The 16,078-nt window shown below is 64.8% G+C and carries 14 protein-coding genes; 9 read left to right on the forward strand and 5 right to left on the reverse strand.

Annotation, left to right across the window (positions count from 1 at the left end; translation table 11 throughout):
• Positions 1 to 229 precede the first annotated feature (229 nt).
• The 6 genes from JET17_RS10910 to JET17_RS10935 all read left to right on the forward strand — a co-directional run bounded on the left by JET17_RS10910 (position 230) and on the right by JET17_RS10935 (position 6,559).
• Positions 230 to 1,378, forward strand: coding sequence for an FAD-dependent monooxygenase (locus tag JET17_RS10910; RefSeq protein WP_012314029.1), 1,149 nt, complete (start codon positions 230 to 232; stop codon positions 1,376 to 1,378).
• Positions 1,375 to 2,181: an N-formylmaleamate deformylase gene (nicD, locus tag JET17_RS10915; protein WP_012314030.1), complete on the forward strand. Its 807-nt coding sequence runs from the start codon at positions 1,375 to 1,377 to the stop codon at positions 2,179 to 2,181. The genes JET17_RS10910 and nicD overlap by 4 nt, the downstream gene beginning before the upstream one ends.
• A 13-nt stretch (positions 2,182 to 2,194) precedes the next feature.
• Complete coding sequence (locus JET17_RS10920; RefSeq protein ID WP_012314031.1) at positions 2,195 to 2,947, forward strand: Asp/Glu racemase; 753 nt, start codon at positions 2,195 to 2,197, stop codon at positions 2,945 to 2,947.
• Between the two features lie 14 nt (positions 2,948 to 2,961).
• Complete coding sequence (locus JET17_RS10925; RefSeq protein ID WP_012314032.1) at positions 2,962 to 3,603, forward strand: N-carbamoylsarcosine amidohydrolase; 642 nt, start codon at positions 2,962 to 2,964, stop codon at positions 3,601 to 3,603.
• A 209-nt stretch (positions 3,604 to 3,812) separates the two neighbouring features.
• A complete protein-coding gene (locus JET17_RS10930; protein ID WP_012314033.1) occupies positions 3,813 to 5,126 on the forward strand; it encodes an MFS transporter in 1,314 nt (437 codons plus the stop codon).
• A gap of 137 nt (positions 5,127 to 5,263) precedes the next feature.
• On the forward strand, positions 5,264 to 6,559 hold the full coding sequence (locus JET17_RS10935) for an OprD family porin (protein WP_012314034.1): 1,296 nt from the start codon (positions 5,264 to 5,266) through the stop codon (positions 6,557 to 6,559).
• A gap of 12 nt (positions 6,560 to 6,571) precedes the next feature.
• Here the strand turns inward: JET17_RS10935 and JET17_RS10940 are convergent, their stop codons facing one another.
• Positions 6,572 to 8,284, reverse strand: coding sequence for an FAD-dependent oxidoreductase (locus tag JET17_RS10940; RefSeq protein WP_012314035.1), 1,713 nt, complete (start codon positions 8,282 to 8,284; stop codon positions 6,572 to 6,574).
• 185 nt (positions 8,285 to 8,469) lie between these two features.
• Here JET17_RS10940 and JET17_RS10945 point away from each other — a divergent pair, with 185 nt between their 5' ends.
• The 3 genes from JET17_RS10945 to JET17_RS10955 all read left to right on the forward strand — a co-directional run bounded on the left by JET17_RS10945 (position 8,470) and on the right by JET17_RS10955 (position 11,331).
• Positions 8,470 to 9,246, forward strand: a complete 777-nt coding sequence (locus JET17_RS10945; protein ID WP_012314036.1) for an IclR family transcriptional regulator — start codon at positions 8,470 to 8,472, stop codon at positions 9,244 to 9,246.
• A gap of 165 nt (positions 9,247 to 9,411) precedes the next feature.
• The gene (locus JET17_RS10950) at positions 9,412 to 10,464 is read left to right on the forward strand and encodes a Gfo/Idh/MocA family protein (RefSeq protein WP_012314037.1); all 1,053 of its coding nucleotides are present in this window, start codon (positions 9,412 to 9,414) and stop codon (positions 10,462 to 10,464) included.
• A 51-nt stretch (positions 10,465 to 10,515) separates the two neighbouring features.
• Complete coding sequence (locus tag JET17_RS10955) at positions 10,516 to 11,331, forward strand: sugar phosphate isomerase/epimerase family protein (protein WP_012314038.1); 816 nt, start codon at positions 10,516 to 10,518, stop codon at positions 11,329 to 11,331.
• A 93-nt stretch (positions 11,332 to 11,424) separates the two neighbouring features.
• On the opposite strand, the gene JET17_RS10960 is transcribed toward JET17_RS10955, so the two are convergent.
• From JET17_RS10960 to JET17_RS10975, 4 genes are read right to left on the reverse strand one after another with little or no spacing between them, the layout of a single operon-like run.
• Positions 11,425 to 13,116 carry an FAD-dependent oxidoreductase gene (locus JET17_RS10960; RefSeq protein WP_012314039.1) on the reverse strand — a complete coding sequence of 564 codons (1,692 nt, stop codon included), beginning with the start codon at positions 13,114 to 13,116 and terminating at the stop codon, positions 11,425 to 11,427.
• 21 nt (positions 13,117 to 13,137) lie between these two features.
• Positions 13,138 to 13,458 (reverse strand): NIPSNAP family protein, encoded by a 321-nt coding sequence (locus tag JET17_RS10965; RefSeq protein ID WP_042111369.1) that lies wholly within the window; start codon positions 13,456 to 13,458, stop codon positions 13,138 to 13,140.
• Positions 13,443 to 15,176, reverse strand: a complete 1,734-nt coding sequence (locus tag JET17_RS10970) for an FAD-dependent oxidoreductase (protein ID WP_012314041.1) — start codon at positions 15,174 to 15,176, stop codon at positions 13,443 to 13,445. The genes JET17_RS10965 and JET17_RS10970 overlap by 16 nt, the downstream gene beginning before the upstream one ends.
• 4 nt (positions 15,177 to 15,180) lie before the next feature.
• Complete coding sequence (locus JET17_RS10975) at positions 15,181 to 15,990, reverse strand: shikimate dehydrogenase family protein (protein WP_012314042.1); 810 nt, start codon at positions 15,988 to 15,990, stop codon at positions 15,181 to 15,183.
• Positions 15,991 to 16,078: the final 88 nt, after the last annotated feature.

The raw sequence follows: 16,078 nt of genomic DNA on the forward strand, positions 1-16,078 counted from the left end.
TATGCCTTGATGAAAGCGTATCCGGCCTACAAGCGCAAGTGGTGCGTTTGAATGTTACTATTCCACACATAGCCCAGATAATACGGTTGCATTTGTCCGGAAAGCCAATTTCGATCAGCCGTTTGAATTTTTTTAATATTCTCCTTCACATTAAAAAAATACAGCGTATACACTCTAAATCGTCAGGCGGTTCGGCTGGCTACATCACAGAACAAGAGGGGACATACCTATGCGGGGCAGGCAGAAAATCGCAATCGTCGGTGCAGGATTGGGCGGTGCAGCCGCCGCCACTTTGTTGCAGCAGGCCGGCTTTGAAGTCGACGTGTACGAGCAGGCACCGGAGTTCACCCGCCTTGGCGCGGGTATTCACATCGGCCCTAACGTGATGAAGATATTCCGCCGCATGGGGCTGGAGCAGAAGCTGGAGCTGATGGGGTCGCACCCGGATTTCTGGTTCAGCCGCGACGGCAATACGGGTGACTACCTGGCGCGCATCCCGCTGGGTGATTACGCCCGCCGTGAATACGGCGCCTCGTACATCACCATTCACCGTGGCGACCTGCACGCCCTGCAGATCGATGCGATCAAGCCGGGCACCGTGCACTTCGGCAAGCGCCTGGAGAAGATCCTCGACGACGGCGATCAGGTACGCCTGGACTTTGCCGACGGCACCCACACCGTGGCCGACATCGTCATCGGTGCCGACGGCATCCATTCGCGCATCCGCGAAGCGCTGCTGGGTGTCGAGGCACCGATCTACAGCGGCTGGGTGGCTCACCGCGCACTGATCCGCGGCGAGCATCTGGCGCAACATGCCGACGTGTTCGAGGACTGCGTGAAATGGTGGACCGAAGACCGCCACATGATGGTCTACTACACCACCGGCAAGCGCGACGAGTACTACTTCGTCACCGGCGTACCGCACGAAGCGTGGGACTTCCAGGGCCCGTTCGTGGACAGCAGCCAGGAAGAAATGCGTGCTGCTTTCCAGGGTTACCACCCCACGGTGCAAAAGCTGATCGACGCCACCGAATCGATCACCAAGTGGCCGTTGCGCAACCGCAACCCGCTGCCGCTGTGGAGCCGTGGCCGCCTGGTGCTGCTGGGGGATGCCTGCCACCCGATGAAGCCGCACATGGCGCAAGGCGCGTGCATGGCCATCGAGGACGCTGCGATGCTCACCCGTTGCCTGGAAGAGACCGGGCTGTCCGACCACCGCACCGCCTTCGCTCTGTACGAGGCTAACCGCAAGGAACGCGCTTCGCGGGTGCAGGCGGTCTCCAACGCCAACACCTTTCTCTACACCCAGGAAGACCCGGCATGGGTCTATGGTTACGACCTCTACGGCCAGGCACTGAAGAGCGGGGAGGCAGCATGAGCACCTTCGTCGCCGGCGGCAACGTCAACGCCAACGGCATCCGTCAGCATTACCTGCGTTACGGCGGCAAAGGCCCTGCGCTGATCCTGGTGCCGGGCATCACCAGCCCGGCGATCACCTGGGGCTTTGTCGCCGAGCGCCTTGGGCAGCAGTTCGACACCTATGTGCTGGATGTACGCGGCCGCGGCCTGTCCGCGAGCGGGCCTGAACTGGACTATGGCACCGATGCCTGCGCTGCGGACATTCCGGCCTTTGCGGCGGCGCTGGGCCTGGGCAGCTACCACCTGGTCGGCCATTCGATGGGGGCGCGTTTCGCCATCCGCGCCGCCGCGCAAGGGGCGCCCGGGCTGCAGCGCCTGGTGCTGGTCGACCCGCCGGTATCCGGGCCTGGTCGGCGCGAATACCCGAGCAAGCTGCCGTGGTACGTCGACTCTATCCGGCAGGCCTGCAGTGGCATGAGCGGTGACGACATGCGCGCCTTCTGTGCAACCTGGACCGACGAGCAGTTGGCGCTGCGCGCCGAGTGGCTGCACACCTGCCACGAGCCTGCGATCGTGCGTGCCTTCAACGATTTCCACCAGGTGGACATCCACCAAGACTTGCCCCATGTGCGCCAACCGGCATTGCTGATGGTGGCGGGGCGAGGCGGGGTGATCCAGCCCCAGGACATCGCCGAGATCCGTGAGCTCAAGCCGGACATCCAGGTCGCTCACGTCGACAACGCCGGCCACATGATTCCCTGGGATGACCTCGAAGGCTTCTTTGCCGCCTTTGGTGATTTCCTGGGCCACCCCCTTGTCTGAAGGAGCACGCGACATGACCAAGCCCTACCGTATCGGCCAGATCGTGCCGAGTTCGAACACCACCATGGAAACCGAGATCCCGGCGATGCTCCTGGCCCGCCAGGCGATCCGCCCGGAGCGCTTCACCTTCCACTCCAGCCGCATGCGCATGAAGCAGGTGAAGAAGGAAGAACTGGCGGCGATGGACGGCGAGTCCGACCGCTGCGCAGTGGAACTGTCAGACGCCAAGGTGGACGTGCTCGGCTATGCCTGCCTGGTGGCGATCATGGCCATGGGGCTGGGGTATCACCGCCAGTCAGAGAAGCGGTTGCAAAAAGCCACTGCCGACAACGACGCACTGGCGCCGGTCATCACCAGTGCCGGTGCGCTGGTGGAGGCCCTGCACGTGATGAAGGCCAAGCGCATCGCCATCGTCGCGCCCTACATGAAGCCGTTGACCGAACTGGTGGTCAACTACATCAGCGAGGAAGGCTTCGAGGTGCAGGACTGGCGCGCGCTGGAAATCCCCGACAACCTCGCCGTGGCACGTCACGACCCGGCCAACCTGCCGGGCATCGTGGCCGGCATGAACCTTGAGGGCGTCGATGTGGTGGTGCTTTCGGCCTGCGTGCAGATGCAGTCGCTGCCGGCAGTCGCCAAGGTCGAGGCGCAAACCGGCAAACCGGTGGTCACCGCTGCCATCGCCACCACCTACGCCATGCTCAAGGCGCTGGACCTGGAACCGGTGGTTCCGGGCGCTGGCGCCTTGCTGTCGGGCGCCTACTGAATCGGGAGACGAACATGAGCGACGCACAAAGCGCCAGCGACAACTACCAGGGCGTATGGGGTCAGCGTATCGGCTTCGGGCGCAAGGCAGCCCTGCTGATGATCGACTTCATGCAGGGCTACACCACCCCCGGTGCGCCGCTCTACGCCCCCGGCGTGGTGACGGCGGTCGAGCAGGCTGCCGTGCTGCTGGCATTGGCCCGGGACTGCGGTACGCTGGTGGTTCATACCAATATCCGCTACCAGGCCCCGCATTTTGCCGATGGCGGCGTGTGGGTACGCAAGGCGCCGGTAATGAAGGACATGGTCGAAGGCAACCCGCTGGCGGCATTCTGCGAGGCCGTCGTGCCATGGGCTGATGAGCCGGTGCTCACCAAGCAGTACGCCAGCGCGTTCTTCGGCACCAGCCTGGCACCGCTGCTGCATGCACAAGGGATCGATACCGTGGTGCTGGCCGGCTGCTCCACCAGTGGCTGCATCCGCGCCAGTGCGGTGGATGCGCTGCAGCACGGCTTGCGAACCATCGTGGTGCGCGAGTGCGTCGGTGATCGCCACCCCGCGCCGCACGAAGCAAACCTGTTCGACATCGACAGCAAGTACGGCGATGTCGTCAGCCTGCAGGAAGCCATGGCGCAACTCCAGCGCCTGGCCAACTGAAACCGCACACCTTGCACCCATAACAATCAAGTAACGGCGCGGGAAGCCCGTTGCATGACCGTCCGCTGTGCGGGCGGCCACCCCGCAGGAGCACCCGGGGTATTGTGACGCCGTCCTGAAACGCCGCGTATAGTGCGCGGCGCGCCCGGAGCGTCGAAAACTGCTGGCCTGAAAACAAAACCACAAAGTCACCCGCCAGGAGACAGGAAATGCCAATTGCGAATGCAACAGCGGTCCACAGCGACATCGACCAATCGACTCAAGCGCTTTACCGCAGGATCACCTGGAGGCTCATACCTTTCCTGTGCTTCTGCTACCTTGCGGCCTACCTGGACCGCATCAACGTCGGCTTCGCCAAGCTGCAGATGCTCGAAGACCTGCAGTTCAGCACCGCAGCCTATGGCTTGGGGGCGGGCCTGTTCTTCGTCGGCTACATCATCTTCGAGGTGCCAAGCAACCTGGTCCTGCAGCGCGTCGGCGCCAAGCTGTGGATCGCCCGCATCATGATCACCTGGGGCCTGCTCTCGGCCTGCACCATGTTCGTCACCACCACTACGCAGTTCTACGTCCTGCGCTTTCTGCTCGGGGCGGCCGAGGCGGGCTTCCTGCCGGGCGTGCTGTTCTACCTGACCATGTGGTACCCGACCTATCGGCGCGGGCGCATCATCGCGCTGTTCATGATCGGGCTGCCGCTGTCGAGTGTGATCGGCGGGCCGATCTCGGGCTGGATCATGGGCCACTTCGACCAGGTGCATGGCCTGCAGGGCTGGCAATGGCTGTTCCTGCTGGAGGCGATCCCCAGTGTGCTGCTGGGTATCCTGACGTTCTGGGCATTGCCGAACAACTTCCAGCAGGCCAAGTGGCTGTCCGCAGACGACAAGGCACAACTGGCCGCCGACCTTGCCGCCGACGATGCCGAAGGCAAGGGCAGCAAGCACAGCTTCCGCGACGGTTTCTTCAACCTGAAAGTGTGGATGCTCGGTGGCATCGATTTCTCGATCCTGCTGAGCGCCTACGCCATGGGCTTCTGGATGCCCACCTTCATCCGCGACGCGGGTGTCAGCGATACCTTCCATATCGGCCTGCTCACGGCGATCCCGAGCCTGGCGGCATTGCTTGGCATGTTGATGATCGGTGCCAGTTCCGACCGTCATCGCGAGCGCCGCTGGCACATCATCGTGCCCTTCATCATCGGTGCAATTGCCATGGCCAGCAGCACCCTGTTCAGCCAGAACCTGGTGATGACCGTGCTGCTGTTCGCCATCGCCTCGGCAGCCATCATCGGAGCGGTGCCGGTGTTCTTCAGCCTGCCGGCGACCTTCCTCAAAGGCACCGCTGCGGCGACCGGTTTCGCCCTGGCGTGTTCGCTGGCCAACATCGCGGGGCTAGTGAGCAACTCGTTGATGGGGATGGTCACCGACCTGACCGGTACCTCCCATGCCGCGCTGTGGGTGTTCGCCCTCTGCTTGCTGCTCAGCTGCTTCCTGGTCATCGCCTTGCCGGCAAAGCTGGTCAACCGATAACGGCCTGACCCTTCGCGCCACGGCAGTGCAAGCGGGCCAGCCAGCCCGCTTGAAGACCCTTCCAAAAACACTCCGCGCGGGTGGCCTCAAGGCCACTGCGGCGGGGAGCTGTTGCCCGAATCCAGGAGTCGTTTCAAATGCCCGTCAACACGTCACAGCGTCATTCCCCGACCGCGCGCCTGGCTGGCGGCTGCATCGCCGCAGCCCTCTGTGCTGAAGCAACGGCCGAAGTAGAGGCCGGTTTCATCGAGGGCGCCAGTGCTACGCTGCAAGCGCGCAATTATTTCTTCAGCCGCGATTATGCCGATATCAAAGGGGCGAGCACGCAGTCGCGCACCCAGGAGTGGGCCCAGGGTTTCATCCTCAATGCCACCTCTGGCTACACCCAAGGCCCCATCGGCGTTGGTATCGATGTCACCGGCCTGCTGGGTTTCAAGCTCGACAGCAGCCCCGCGCATGCCAGGTCAGGGCTGTTGCCCAGCCTTGACAGCGGCCAGTCGGCAGACGACTACAGCCGCCTGGGTGCGGCGGTGAAATTCAAGGTGTCGCGCACCGAACTGAAGGTGGGCGAATTGATGCCCAACCTGCCGGTGCTGCTTTTCAGCGACCTGCGCCTGCTACCGCCGACCTACCAGGGCGCCATGCTCGAGTCCCGCGAGTTTGCCGGGTTGACCTTGAGCGCCGGGCAGTTTCGCTCCACCAGCCTGCGCGACTCCTCCAACAGCCAGAAGATGTATGCCCTGGTCAATGACCCGATCAACCCTTCACGGTTGGCGCGATTCACCAGTGATCGTTTCAATTATGTCGGCGCGGACTATGCGTTCAACGACAACCGTACCCAGGTCGGCGTGTGGCAAGCGCAGCTGGAAGACATCTACCAGCAGCGTTTTTACAGCCTCAAACACGCTGAACCTTTGGGTGACTGGACCCTGGGGGTGAATGCCGGCTACTTCGATGCCCAGGAGGATGGCCGGCAGATCGCAGGCCGTTACGACAACCATGCACTGTTCAGCCTGTTCTCGGCCAAAACGGGTGGGCATACCTTCTATGTGGGGTACCAGCAGATCGGCGGGGACGACGGGTTCATCCAGGTTGGCGCCAACACCAACCCGATGGGCAATACCCTGCCCACCTATGAGTTCGCAGCGCCCGGTGAGCGCTCGTGGCAGGCTCGTCACGATTACAACTTCGTTGCGCTGGGGATACCCGGGCTGACCTCGACGCTGCGCTATGTGAAGGGGCGCGACGTGGAGACCGGCCTGGGCTTCGAGGGGCGTGACCGGGAGCGCGATCTGGACCTTGCCTATGTGGTGCAGAGCGGCCCCCTGGCCGGGCTGGGGGTACGGATTCGCAACGTGATGGCCCGCTCGAACTATCGCACGGACATTGACGAGAACCGGTTGATCCTCAGTTATACGGTAAAGCTGTTCTGACCCCGGGCTGGCTTACTCCCGCGCCTGGGCCCCGGCGATATGCCGACCGGCCACATAACCGAACGTCAGCGCCGGGCCCAGGTTGATGCCCCCGGACGGGTACCAGCCGCCGAACACGCTGGCCATGTCGGTGCCCGCTGCATACAGGCCGCCGATGGGCTGGCCGTGTTCATCCAGCACACGTGCGTGGCCGTCGGTGCGCAGGCCGGCGAAGGTGCCGAAGCAGCCGGGCTGCACCTTGACCGCGTAGAACGGGCCTTGCTCGATCGGCGCGACGCAGGGGTTGGGCCCCTTGTGTTGGGGATCGCCCTGTTTGCGGTTGAACGGCGTGCTACCGCGCCCGAACTCAGGGTCCTGGCCTTGGCGTGCGTGGCGGTTGTATTCAGCGACTGTGGCGCTCAAGCCCGCAGGGTCGATGCCGCAGGCGCGGGCCAGCAGTTCCAGGCTGGCACCGCGCTTGAGGTAGCCACTGCGCAGGTGCGGCCCCACCGGCAGCGGGGCGGGGCGGGCGTGGCCAAGGCCGTAACGGCGCAGGAAACGGTGGTCACAGATCAGCCACGAGCAAGCTTCCTCGTCTTGCGGTACGGCGTCGAGCATGGCGGCGACATAGTCGTAGTAGCCGTGCGCCTCGTTGACGAAGCGCTTGCCGTTGGCCAGTACACCGATGATGCCCGGTTTGCCGCGTTCGATGATGTGCGGGAAGTGGCCGACGCTGCCATCACGGTGCGCTACCTTGGACACCGGGGCCCAGGCGACTGCCGACTTCAGGCCGGTGGCTACCACGCCGCCGGCTGATTCGCCCAGGCGCAGGCCGTCGCCGGAGCACGACGGCGGCGGCAGGGCGAGGTTGTCATGGCCAGTGGCATCGCGCGGGAACAATTGCCGGCGCCGCACCGGGTCATGAGGAAAACCACCGGCTGCCAGCACCACGGCTTTGGCGCGAAGCGTGAGGTCGCCCTGCGCCGTGCCGATCACCGCGCCACGCACCTGGCCGTCCTCCATCAGCAGGCGTTTGGCTGGCGCAGACTCAAGCAGGCGCACGCCCAGGTCTTCGGCCGACTTGGCCAGGCGCGCCACCAGTGCCACGCCGTTGACCAGGTGCATGGCCCGGCCATGGCGGGCGAGGTGGTAAAGGTGGCGCCCGAAACGCTTGCACACATGCCAGAAGGCGCGGGGCGAGCGGGTCATGTTGAGAAAGGCCGCAAGGTCGGCGCCAGCCATGATCGGCATGCCCATGAACGAGGTTTCGCGCAGTGTCCTGCGCAAGCGTGGCAACAGCGCACCGAGTTCGCGGGCGTCATAAGGGGCGGCGATGACCTGGTGCCCACCGGTGGCGGCGCCAGGAGTGTCGCCGTGCATGTCGGGGATGGCGTTGCCATCGGCGAACTGCAGGGCCGTGTGTTTCTCGAAAAAGGCGACCATGTGCGGGCAGGCTTCGAGAAAGGCGTCGATGCGCTGCGCATCGTAATGTGCGCCCAGTTCGTTGCGCAGGTAAGTGCGTGGCTGCTCGATGTCTTCTTCGATACCGGCGCGGCGCGCCAGCGGGTTGCGCGGCACCCAGGCCCAGCCGCCGGACCAGGCTGTGGCGCCGCCGAACACCGGGTCTTTTTCCACAAGGGTAACCCGCTGCCCATGCCAGGCAGCCGTGACCGCAGCAGCCAGCCCGGCGGCGCCGGAGCCAATGACCAGTACATCGCATTCGGCTTGCAAGGTGTCGGTGGGCATTGCGGGTCTCCGGTATTATTATTGGAACAAGGTTCCATATTCTTCTTGGTTGACCCGCCGGGATGCAAGTGACGCCAGTAAGTAGTGGTCGATAAACGGACACTTCAGAGCTGGTCAGCTGCGGTGGCCCATGAGGATATGGAATCATCTTCCAGAATTTGCCTTCTTTATCAGGAAACCCTGTCATGGCCGGTAGTCAGATCGAACGCGCCTTCAGTCTTGTAGAAAGCCTTGCCGCCGAGCCCCAGGGCCTGGGCCTGCAAACCCTCGCTGACCAGCTTCAGATCCCCAAGAGCGCAGCCCATCGCATGCTCGCTGAACTCGCGCGTCTGGGCTACGTACGCCAGAACCGTGACAACAGCCGCTATCAGTTGTCCGCCAAGCTGGTGGCGCTGGGCTTTCGCTATCTGTCCAGCAGCGGCGCCGACATCATCCAGCCGATACTCGACCGCCTGGCCCAGGAAAGCGGCGAGCTGGTGCGCCTGGGCGTGATCGACGGCGCCCGCCAGACCTGGATCGCCAAATCCCAGGGCGCGCGGTCCGGTTTGCGTTACGACCCGGACATGGGCCGCGATGCGCCCCTGTTCTATACCGCCTCCGGGCATGCCTGGCTGGCCAGCCTGAGCGATGACGAGGCGCTGCAAATGGTCCTGCGCCAGGGCATTGCCGACCCCGAGCAGTTCGGCCCCAACGCGCCGCGCTCCACCGAACAGCTGCTGAGTTACCTGGCGGGCGCCCGTGAGCGGGGTTATGCCTGGGTCGAGCAAACCTCGGCAGTCGGTACCTCGGCCCTGGCTGCGGTGGTGCGCCGGCCGCAAGGTAATGAGGTCATTGGCGTGCTAAGCATTGCCGGGCCCAGTGCGCGCCTTTCGCAAGCACGCCTGCCGGAGCTTGCGCCTTTATTGTTGGCGGCTGTGGAGGAGTTGTCGGCAGCCAGCCAGGCGAGTGAGTTGTTTGCTTGATATGCACCGCAGCATTGGCCTGCCTCTGAAGCTTTCCGGTCGATTACCGCACACTCTATGCACGGCGTCCTTTTGCAAAGCAGACCGTAGTTCTAAATTATCGATAGTCGATTTTGGAACTGTGTTCAGAATTTGCCAAAACAACAACGAAAAGAGGACTGCCCGTTGAACGCCCCCCTTCGCATCGCCCTGATTGGCGCCGGTATCATGGGCCGCCAGCATTACCAGCATCTGAGCCAGGTGCCGCAAGCGCAGTTGTGCGCGGTGGCCGACCCCGGCCCCCAGGCTGAAGCCTTCGCCGCCGAGTGCGGGGTGGCATATTTCGCCGATCACCGGCAGATGCTGCAAACTGTGCGCCCCGAGGCCGTGATCGTGGCCAATCCGAACAACCTGCACGTGGCCACCGCCCTCGATTGTGTCGAAGCCGGTGTGCCGGTATTGGTAGAAAAGCCAATAGGAGTGCACCTGGATGAAGTGCGGGCGCTGGTGGAGGCGTCGCGCCGCTGTCGCGTGCCGGTGCTGGTCGGCCACCACCGGCGGCATAACCCGCTGATTGCCAGCGCGCGGGGCGTGATCGCCGAAGGGGCCTTGGGCCGGTTGGTCAACGTCACCGCGCTGTGGCAGTTGCAAAAGCCCGACAGCTATTTCGACACCCCATGGCGCCGCGAGCCCGGCGCCGGTTTTCTGCTGACCAACCTGATCCACGACCTCGACCTGCTGCGCTACCTGTGCGGCGAGGTGGTACAGGTGCAGGCGTTCACCCGTAACCAGGTGCGCGGTTTTGCCAACGAGGACAGCGCGGCAGTGCTGCTGGAGTTCGCCAACGGTGCGCTGGGCAGCCTGACCGGCTCCGACGCGGTGGCAGCGCCGTGGAGCTGGGAGCTGAGCTCGGGAGAAAGCCCTGTCTATCCGCGCCAGGCGGACCAACCCTGCTACCTGCTGGCCGGCACCCGGGGAGCGCTGAGCATCCCGCAGCTCAAGCACTGGCAGTACGCCGAGGCAAACTCGGGTTGGCATACACCGTTGCTGCAGAGCGAGGCAGGTATCCCGGCGGGGGCGGCATTGACCCTGCAGTTGCAGCACTTTGTCCGTGTTGCCCGTGGGCAGGAAGCGCCATTGACCGATGCCGCTGACGGTGGCCGCACCTTGGCGTTGATCGAGGCGATCCGCCAGGCGGCCGCCAGCGGCCGGGCTTGCGCGCCAGAGATCATCGTGTGAACCGCGTGAGCGTTCTTTTGCCCCGTACCCATTTGCCTGCAGGTAACCCGCATGACTGATCGAATCTTTTCCCTGGCCGCGCTGACGGTGCTGGAGCTGTCACCCCCGGCAATGGTCGAAGCCGCCGCCCGTGCCGGCTACAGCCACGTTGGGCTGCGCTTGCTGCCAGCGACCAGCGAAGAGCAGCACTTCCCGCTGGTTACCGACGCCGAACTGCGCCGCCAGACCCAGGCGCGCTTGCGCGACACCGGCATCAAAGTCCTGGACCTGGAAATCCTGCGTCTCAAACCCGACACCTGCGTGGCCGATTTCGAGCCGATGCTGGCAGTCGGTGCCGAGCTGGGCGGCAGCGAACTGCTGGTTGCCGGCAACGACCCGAGCGAGGCGCGCCTCACCGAGCGCTTCGCTCAATTGTGCGACCTGGCTGCCGGCTACGGTATTCACCCGCATCTGGAGTTCATGCCCTGGACCGACGTCCGTGACCTGCAACAGGCCATGCGCATCGTTGCCAAGGCAGACCGCCCGAACGCTTGCGTATTGGTGGATGCCTTCCATTTCAACCGCTCCAGGTCGTCGCTCGACGACCTGGAGCGCCTGGCCCCGCAGCGTATGCGCTACGCCCAGTTGTGTGACGTGGCTGGGCCGGTGCCGGCAGACATGGATGAAATCTTGCGCCAGGCCCGTAACGAGCGGCGTTTTCCGGGGGAGGGAGATGCCGACCTGACGGGCCTGTTGCGCGGGTTGCCAGCGAGTGTTCCGTTAAGCCTGGAGATCCCCACGCGGCAACTGCTGGAGCAAGGCGTCAGTGGCGAACAGCGTGCACGTATGGCACTGGAAAAGGCCCGGGCGGTGTTGGCATTGATTTGAGCCAAGGGGCCGCTTTGCGGCCCATCGCCGGCAAGCAGGCTTCCACAGGTAAAGCGCAGACCTCAAGAACTGCGCGGTCCCGGTAGGAGCTGCTCAGGCCTGTTCGGGCGGCGGCAACCCGCACAGCGCCAGGCCCGCGAGGTACCCAAAGGTCATCCCGGGCCCCAGCGTTATACCGCCACTGGGGTAGTGCCCGCCCATGATGCTGTGCATGTCATTGCCCACGGCAAATAGCCCCGGTATGGCGTGCCCTGCACCATCGAGCACCCTCGCCGAAGCATCTGTGCCCAGCCCGGCAAAGGTGCCGAGGCTGCCCGGCAGCAACTTCACTGCATAAAAAGGGCCGCGCAGCAGGGGCCGCAGCGAAGGGTTCGGCGCCTGTTCAGGCTCACCCTGCGCCCGGTTGTACGCCGAGGCGCCGCGCCCAAAGTCAGGGTCCACGCCCTGCGCCGCATGCTGATTGAAACGCGCCACGGTGCCCTGCAATTGCTGGCCATCTATGCCACAACGCGCGGCCAGTTGCGCCAGGTCGTTGCCGCGCAACAGGTAGCCACGCCGTTCATAGAAGCGGGCAGGGAAGGGAAACGGTTTGGCCCAGCCGATGCCATAGCGACGCTGCGCGGCGTGGTCGCAGATCAACCAGGCCTCATATGGCTCGCCCTCTGGCGTAGCGGCGAACAGCGCATTCATGAAGTCGTGGTAGCAGTCGGCCTCGTTGACAAAGCGTCGACCGTCACTGCGCACTGCAATGAAACCAGGCTTGGCGCGGTCGATCAGGTGCGGGAAATGCCCAGCGCGGCCATCGCCGCGCGGCACATGCGATATCGGCGCCCAGGCACCGGCATGGGCCAGGGTGGTGGCGACCTGGGCGCCAACCTGCTCTCCCAGGCGCAGGCCATCGCCGCTGTTTTCCGGCGGTGCGGCAGAATAATGGCCAACCCCATCGGGCGCGTGCGGCATCAGTTGCGCGATGCGCTGGCGGTCATGGGCAAAGCCGCCACAGGCCAGCACCACGCCACGACGCGCCTGGATCAGCTGGCCATCGGCACACTGCGCGCCGGTGATGCGCGCCCCTCCCAGCAAGGCAATGGCCGCTTTGTCGGTCAGTAGCGTGACGCCCAGGTCCAGGGCACTGCGCAGCAGGCGGGCCACCAGCGCGTTGCCGTTGACCAGTTGCAGACCGCGCCGGTGCAGCAACAGGTCGCGCCCGTGACGCAACAGGCGTTTGGCCACATGCCAAGCCGCCCTGGGCGATTGGCGAGCATTAAAGAAAGCTGCCATGTCCGTGCCACCGGCGATGCCCATGCCGGCCAGGCTGACGATGTCCAGCGGTGGCCGCAGCCTGTGTATCCAGGGCCCGAGCAGGCGGCCGTCATAGGGCAGTGCACACAGTGCTCGCCCGCCTAGGGCGCTGCCGTCGCCTTCACGCATGTCGGGGAGCTTCGTACCGCACTGGAACTTCACGCGGGTGTGCTGCTGGAAGAACGCCACCATTGCCGGGCCATGGCGCAGGAACGCACGTTGGCGTGCGTCCAGTTCAGCGACGCTGGTCTGGGCACGCAGGTAGCGCTCTGGTGCATCGTCGGTTTCGACCAGGCCTTCGGCCACGGCCAGTGGGTTGCGCGGTATCCACAACCAACCGCCCGACCAGGCGCTGGTGCCGCCTAGCCGGGGGGCTTTTTCCGCCACGATCACCTTCAGGCCGTGGTGCGCGGCGGTAACCGCCGCAGCCAGGCCGCTGGCACCGGAGCCGATGACAAGTACGTCACACTCAAGGGGTTGCATGGGTGCACTCCGGTTCCGTTTTCACTGCAGCGGCGAGAAGCCTGTAGGCCGCAGCAGGCGTGATTGCAGCCGTAGTACGGCGCCCAGTTCACGGTTGCGCCGCGAAAACTCCGCCCAGCGCGGGTCCGCTGCCATCGCCGCACGGCGTTCGCTGCGTTGGTCCAGGCTGGTATAACCCCAGATGTGCACCACCTGGTTCACCTCACCGAATTCGCTGGTGAAGAAGCCGACCAGGTTGCCCAGGTGTTCGCACTGCACCGCCAGTGCTTGGCTTTGGTAGAGGGCCAGCCAGTCAGCCATTTTCAGTGGGTCGAGGGTGTAGGTTCTCATTTCGTAGTACATGGGAGCGTCTCCTTTACAGGGCTGTGGGCTTGCAGGCGTTCAGCGATATGGCTGGCAGCGATCCAGCCGAAGGTGAGGGCAGGGCCGAGGGTGATCCCTGGGCCTGGATAGGTGCCATTCATCAACGCGTTCATGTCGTTGCCGGCGGCATACAAGCCAACGACCGGCGCACCGGCGCGGTTGAGCACGTTGGCGTTGGCATCGGTGACCAGGCCGCGCGCCGAGCCAAGGTCGCCGGTGTGCATACGGATGGCGTAGAACGGGGCCTTGGCCAGTGGCGCCAGGCACGGGTTGGGCTTGTGCTGCGGGTCGCCCATGTAGCGGTTGTAGCTGTTGCCGCCCTTGTCGAATTGCCGGTCGATGCCGCTGCGGGCGTCAGCGTTGAAGCGCTGCAGTGTTTCCTGCAGTACTTGGGCGGGCACGCCGATGGCCTGGGCCAGCCCTTGCACTGAGCCGGCGCGGTGCAGGTAGCCGGCTTCGATCAGGGCCGTGTTGTCCACCGGTCTGGGCCGTGCCAGGCCCAGGCCGTAACGGTTCATGGCCTCGGCATCACAGACCAGCCAGCAGGTGCTGATGCCGTTGGCGAACATGGCCTGGACGAAGTGGTGATAGGAGTTGGATTCGTTGACGAAGCGCCGCCCGGCTGGGTCGAGCGCAATGACCCCAGGCTTGGCGCGGTCGGTGACCAGGTGCGGGAAGCGTTCTCGCTCACCACTGGCATGGCGCCGCTCGGAAACCGGCGCCCAGAAGAAGTTGGCGGCCAGGCCCTCGCCCTGGGCTGCATCCACCGCCTGGGCAAGGCGCAGCGCAGCACCGTCGTTGCTGGGCGGGGACATGCTGAGGTGCGGCGCGTCAGGGGCCGGCCGGTAGGCCGCAGCCAGCGCACCCGCAGCAAACCCGCCCATGGCGCAGACCACACCGCCGCGGGCATGGACCTGGGTGCGGCGGCCCTCATGCTGTACTTCCACGCCGGTGACCTTGCCGTGCTCGACGATCAGTGCCTGCGCTTCGCTGCGCAACCACAGGTGCGCGCCGTGGGCAAAGGCTGTGCTGGCCAGGCGGGCGACCAGCGCGTTCCCCGTGGTCAGGCGCGTGCCACGGTGGTGGCGAACACGGTCCAGTGCGTAGCGCGCCATCAGTTTCAGGCAATGCCACAGTGACCGGGGTGAGCGGCGCAGGCTCAGGAAGTGCTGAATGTCCTCGCGGTTGACCATCATTGCGCCGAACAACAGCATGCCCGATGGTGGCATCTTCAAGTCCTTGAAGCGCGCGCCGAGGCGGCGGCCGTCATACTCGACCATTTCCAGCGCCCGGCCGAACGCCGTGGCGCCGGGTGCGTCCGGGTAATAGTCCGGGGAGTGCGGGCGCAGTGCGTAGCGCAGTTCGGTGTTGTGCTCCAGCCAGCGCAGCGCCTGGTGCCCGCGCGCGATGAAGGCGTCCACCAGTTCGGCGTTGTAGCCGGTACCGATGATGGTTTTCAGGTAGGTCCTGACGGCCTCGGGCGAATCCTGGGCACCGGCGGCGCGCGCCTGATCGGAGCCATACAACCATGCTGCTCCGCCGGAGATCGCCGAGGTACCGCCAAAGTGTTCGGCCTTTTCCACCACCAGGACCTTCAGGCCCAGGCGTGATGCCGTGGCGGCGGCAGCCAGGCCACCGGCGCCGCTGCCGAGCACGACCAGGTCGTACACCGGTTGCGCGTTTTCGATAGGGGGCATGGTCTCAGATCTCCAGTGGCGTGACGCCCATGAAGGCGCCCAGGTGGCCAAGCTGCGCAAAGGCCATTTGCGCGCCAGTCTGGACTGCGCAGCCGCGTTCGCGCGCCTGCTCCAGCAGTGGGGTGATCTCCGGTGAGGTGACAACATCGGCCACCAGCGTGGCGGCGTTGAGCGTGCCCAGCAGGGCAGCGGGCAGTGGCAGCTCGCCCGTGCCGCCCATGCCCACGGGCGAAGCGTTGACCACCAGGTCGAAGGCGTCCAGCGCGCTGTATGCAGTGGTGATGCCGACGCCAGGGAAGGCCTTGCCCAGCAGCTCGGCAAGTGCTGCAGCGCGCGACGTTTCGGGGTCGCTGAGGGTGACCTGGGCGACCCCGGCCTCACCCAGTGCGTAGGCAATGGCACTGCCGACGCCGCCGCAACCAATGACCAGCACTCGCTTGCCCGCAGGGTCGAAGCCGTGCTTGCGTGCTGCGCCCAAAAAACCTGCGCCGTCTACGTTGTCGCCATACAGGCGGCCATCGTTTTCGCGCCGTACCACGTTCACCGAGCCCAGGGCTGCTGCACGTTCGCTCAGGCCGTCCAGGCGGCTGGCAAATGCCTGCTTGTAAGGCACGGTAACCACGCAACCGCACAGGTTGCGCCAGCCGCGCAGGGTGTCGATAAAAGCGTCCAGCGCGGCGTGCTGCAAGTCGATGGGCAGCATGGCCAGGTCAAGGCCATTGTTGCTGAACCAGGTGTTGAAGTTTTCAGGCGATTTCACCTGGGCGATGGGCGAACCGACGATGGCGACCAGCGCTGTCGAACCTTTGATCATGGTGACTTCCGTTATGGGTGTTGTTATGGAAGTCAGGGTGATGCGGCGGCGGCGTTGTCACAATGCACTTGCCAACGGTTTGATGCGA

The sequence above is a fragment of the Pseudomonas putida genome (assembly GCF_016406145.1).
GTDB lineage: Bacteria > Pseudomonadota > Gammaproteobacteria > Pseudomonadales > Pseudomonadaceae > Aquipseudomonas > Aquipseudomonas putida_E.

Bases quoted from the DNA above. Each gene is read 5' to 3' on its own strand.
- nicD (WP_012314030.1), top strand. From the start codon at position 1,375: ATGAGCACCTTCGTCGCCGGCGGCAACGTCAACGCCAACGGCATCCGT.
- JET17_RS10910 (WP_012314029.1), top strand. From the start codon at position 230: ATGCGGGGCAGGCAGAAAATCGCAATCGTCGGTGCAGGATTGGGCGGT.
- JET17_RS10955 (WP_012314038.1), top strand. From the start codon at position 10,516: ATGACTGATCGAATCTTTTCCCTGGCCGCGCTGACGGTGCTGGAGCTG.
- JET17_RS10960 (WP_012314039.1), bottom strand. From the start codon at position 13,116: ATGCAACCCCTTGAGTGTGACGTACTTGTCATCGGCTCCGGTGCCAGC.
- JET17_RS10940 (WP_012314035.1), bottom strand. From the start codon at position 8,284: ATGCCCACCGACACCTTGCAAGCCGAATGCGATGTACTGGTCATTGGC.
- JET17_RS10935 (WP_012314034.1), top strand. From the start codon at position 5,264: ATGCCCGTCAACACGTCACAGCGTCATTCCCCGACCGCGCGCCTGGCT.
- JET17_RS10930 (WP_012314033.1), top strand. From the start codon at position 3,813: ATGCCAATTGCGAATGCAACAGCGGTCCACAGCGACATCGACCAATCG.
- JET17_RS10945 (WP_012314036.1), top strand. From the start codon at position 8,470: ATGGCCGGTAGTCAGATCGAACGCGCCTTCAGTCTTGTAGAAAGCCTT.
- JET17_RS10920 (WP_012314031.1), top strand. From the start codon at position 2,195: ATGACCAAGCCCTACCGTATCGGCCAGATCGTGCCGAGTTCGAACACC.
- JET17_RS10970 (WP_012314041.1), bottom strand. From the start codon at position 15,176: ATGCCCCCTATCGAAAACGCGCAACCGGTGTACGACCTGGTCGTGCTC.
- JET17_RS10975 (WP_012314042.1), bottom strand. From the start codon at position 15,990: ATGATCAAAGGTTCGACAGCGCTGGTCGCCATCGTCGGTTCGCCCATC.
- JET17_RS10965 (WP_042111369.1), bottom strand. From the start codon at position 13,458: ATGTACTACGAAATGAGAACCTACACCCTCGACCCACTGAAAATGGCT.
- JET17_RS10925 (WP_012314032.1), top strand. From the start codon at position 2,962: ATGAGCGACGCACAAAGCGCCAGCGACAACTACCAGGGCGTATGGGGT.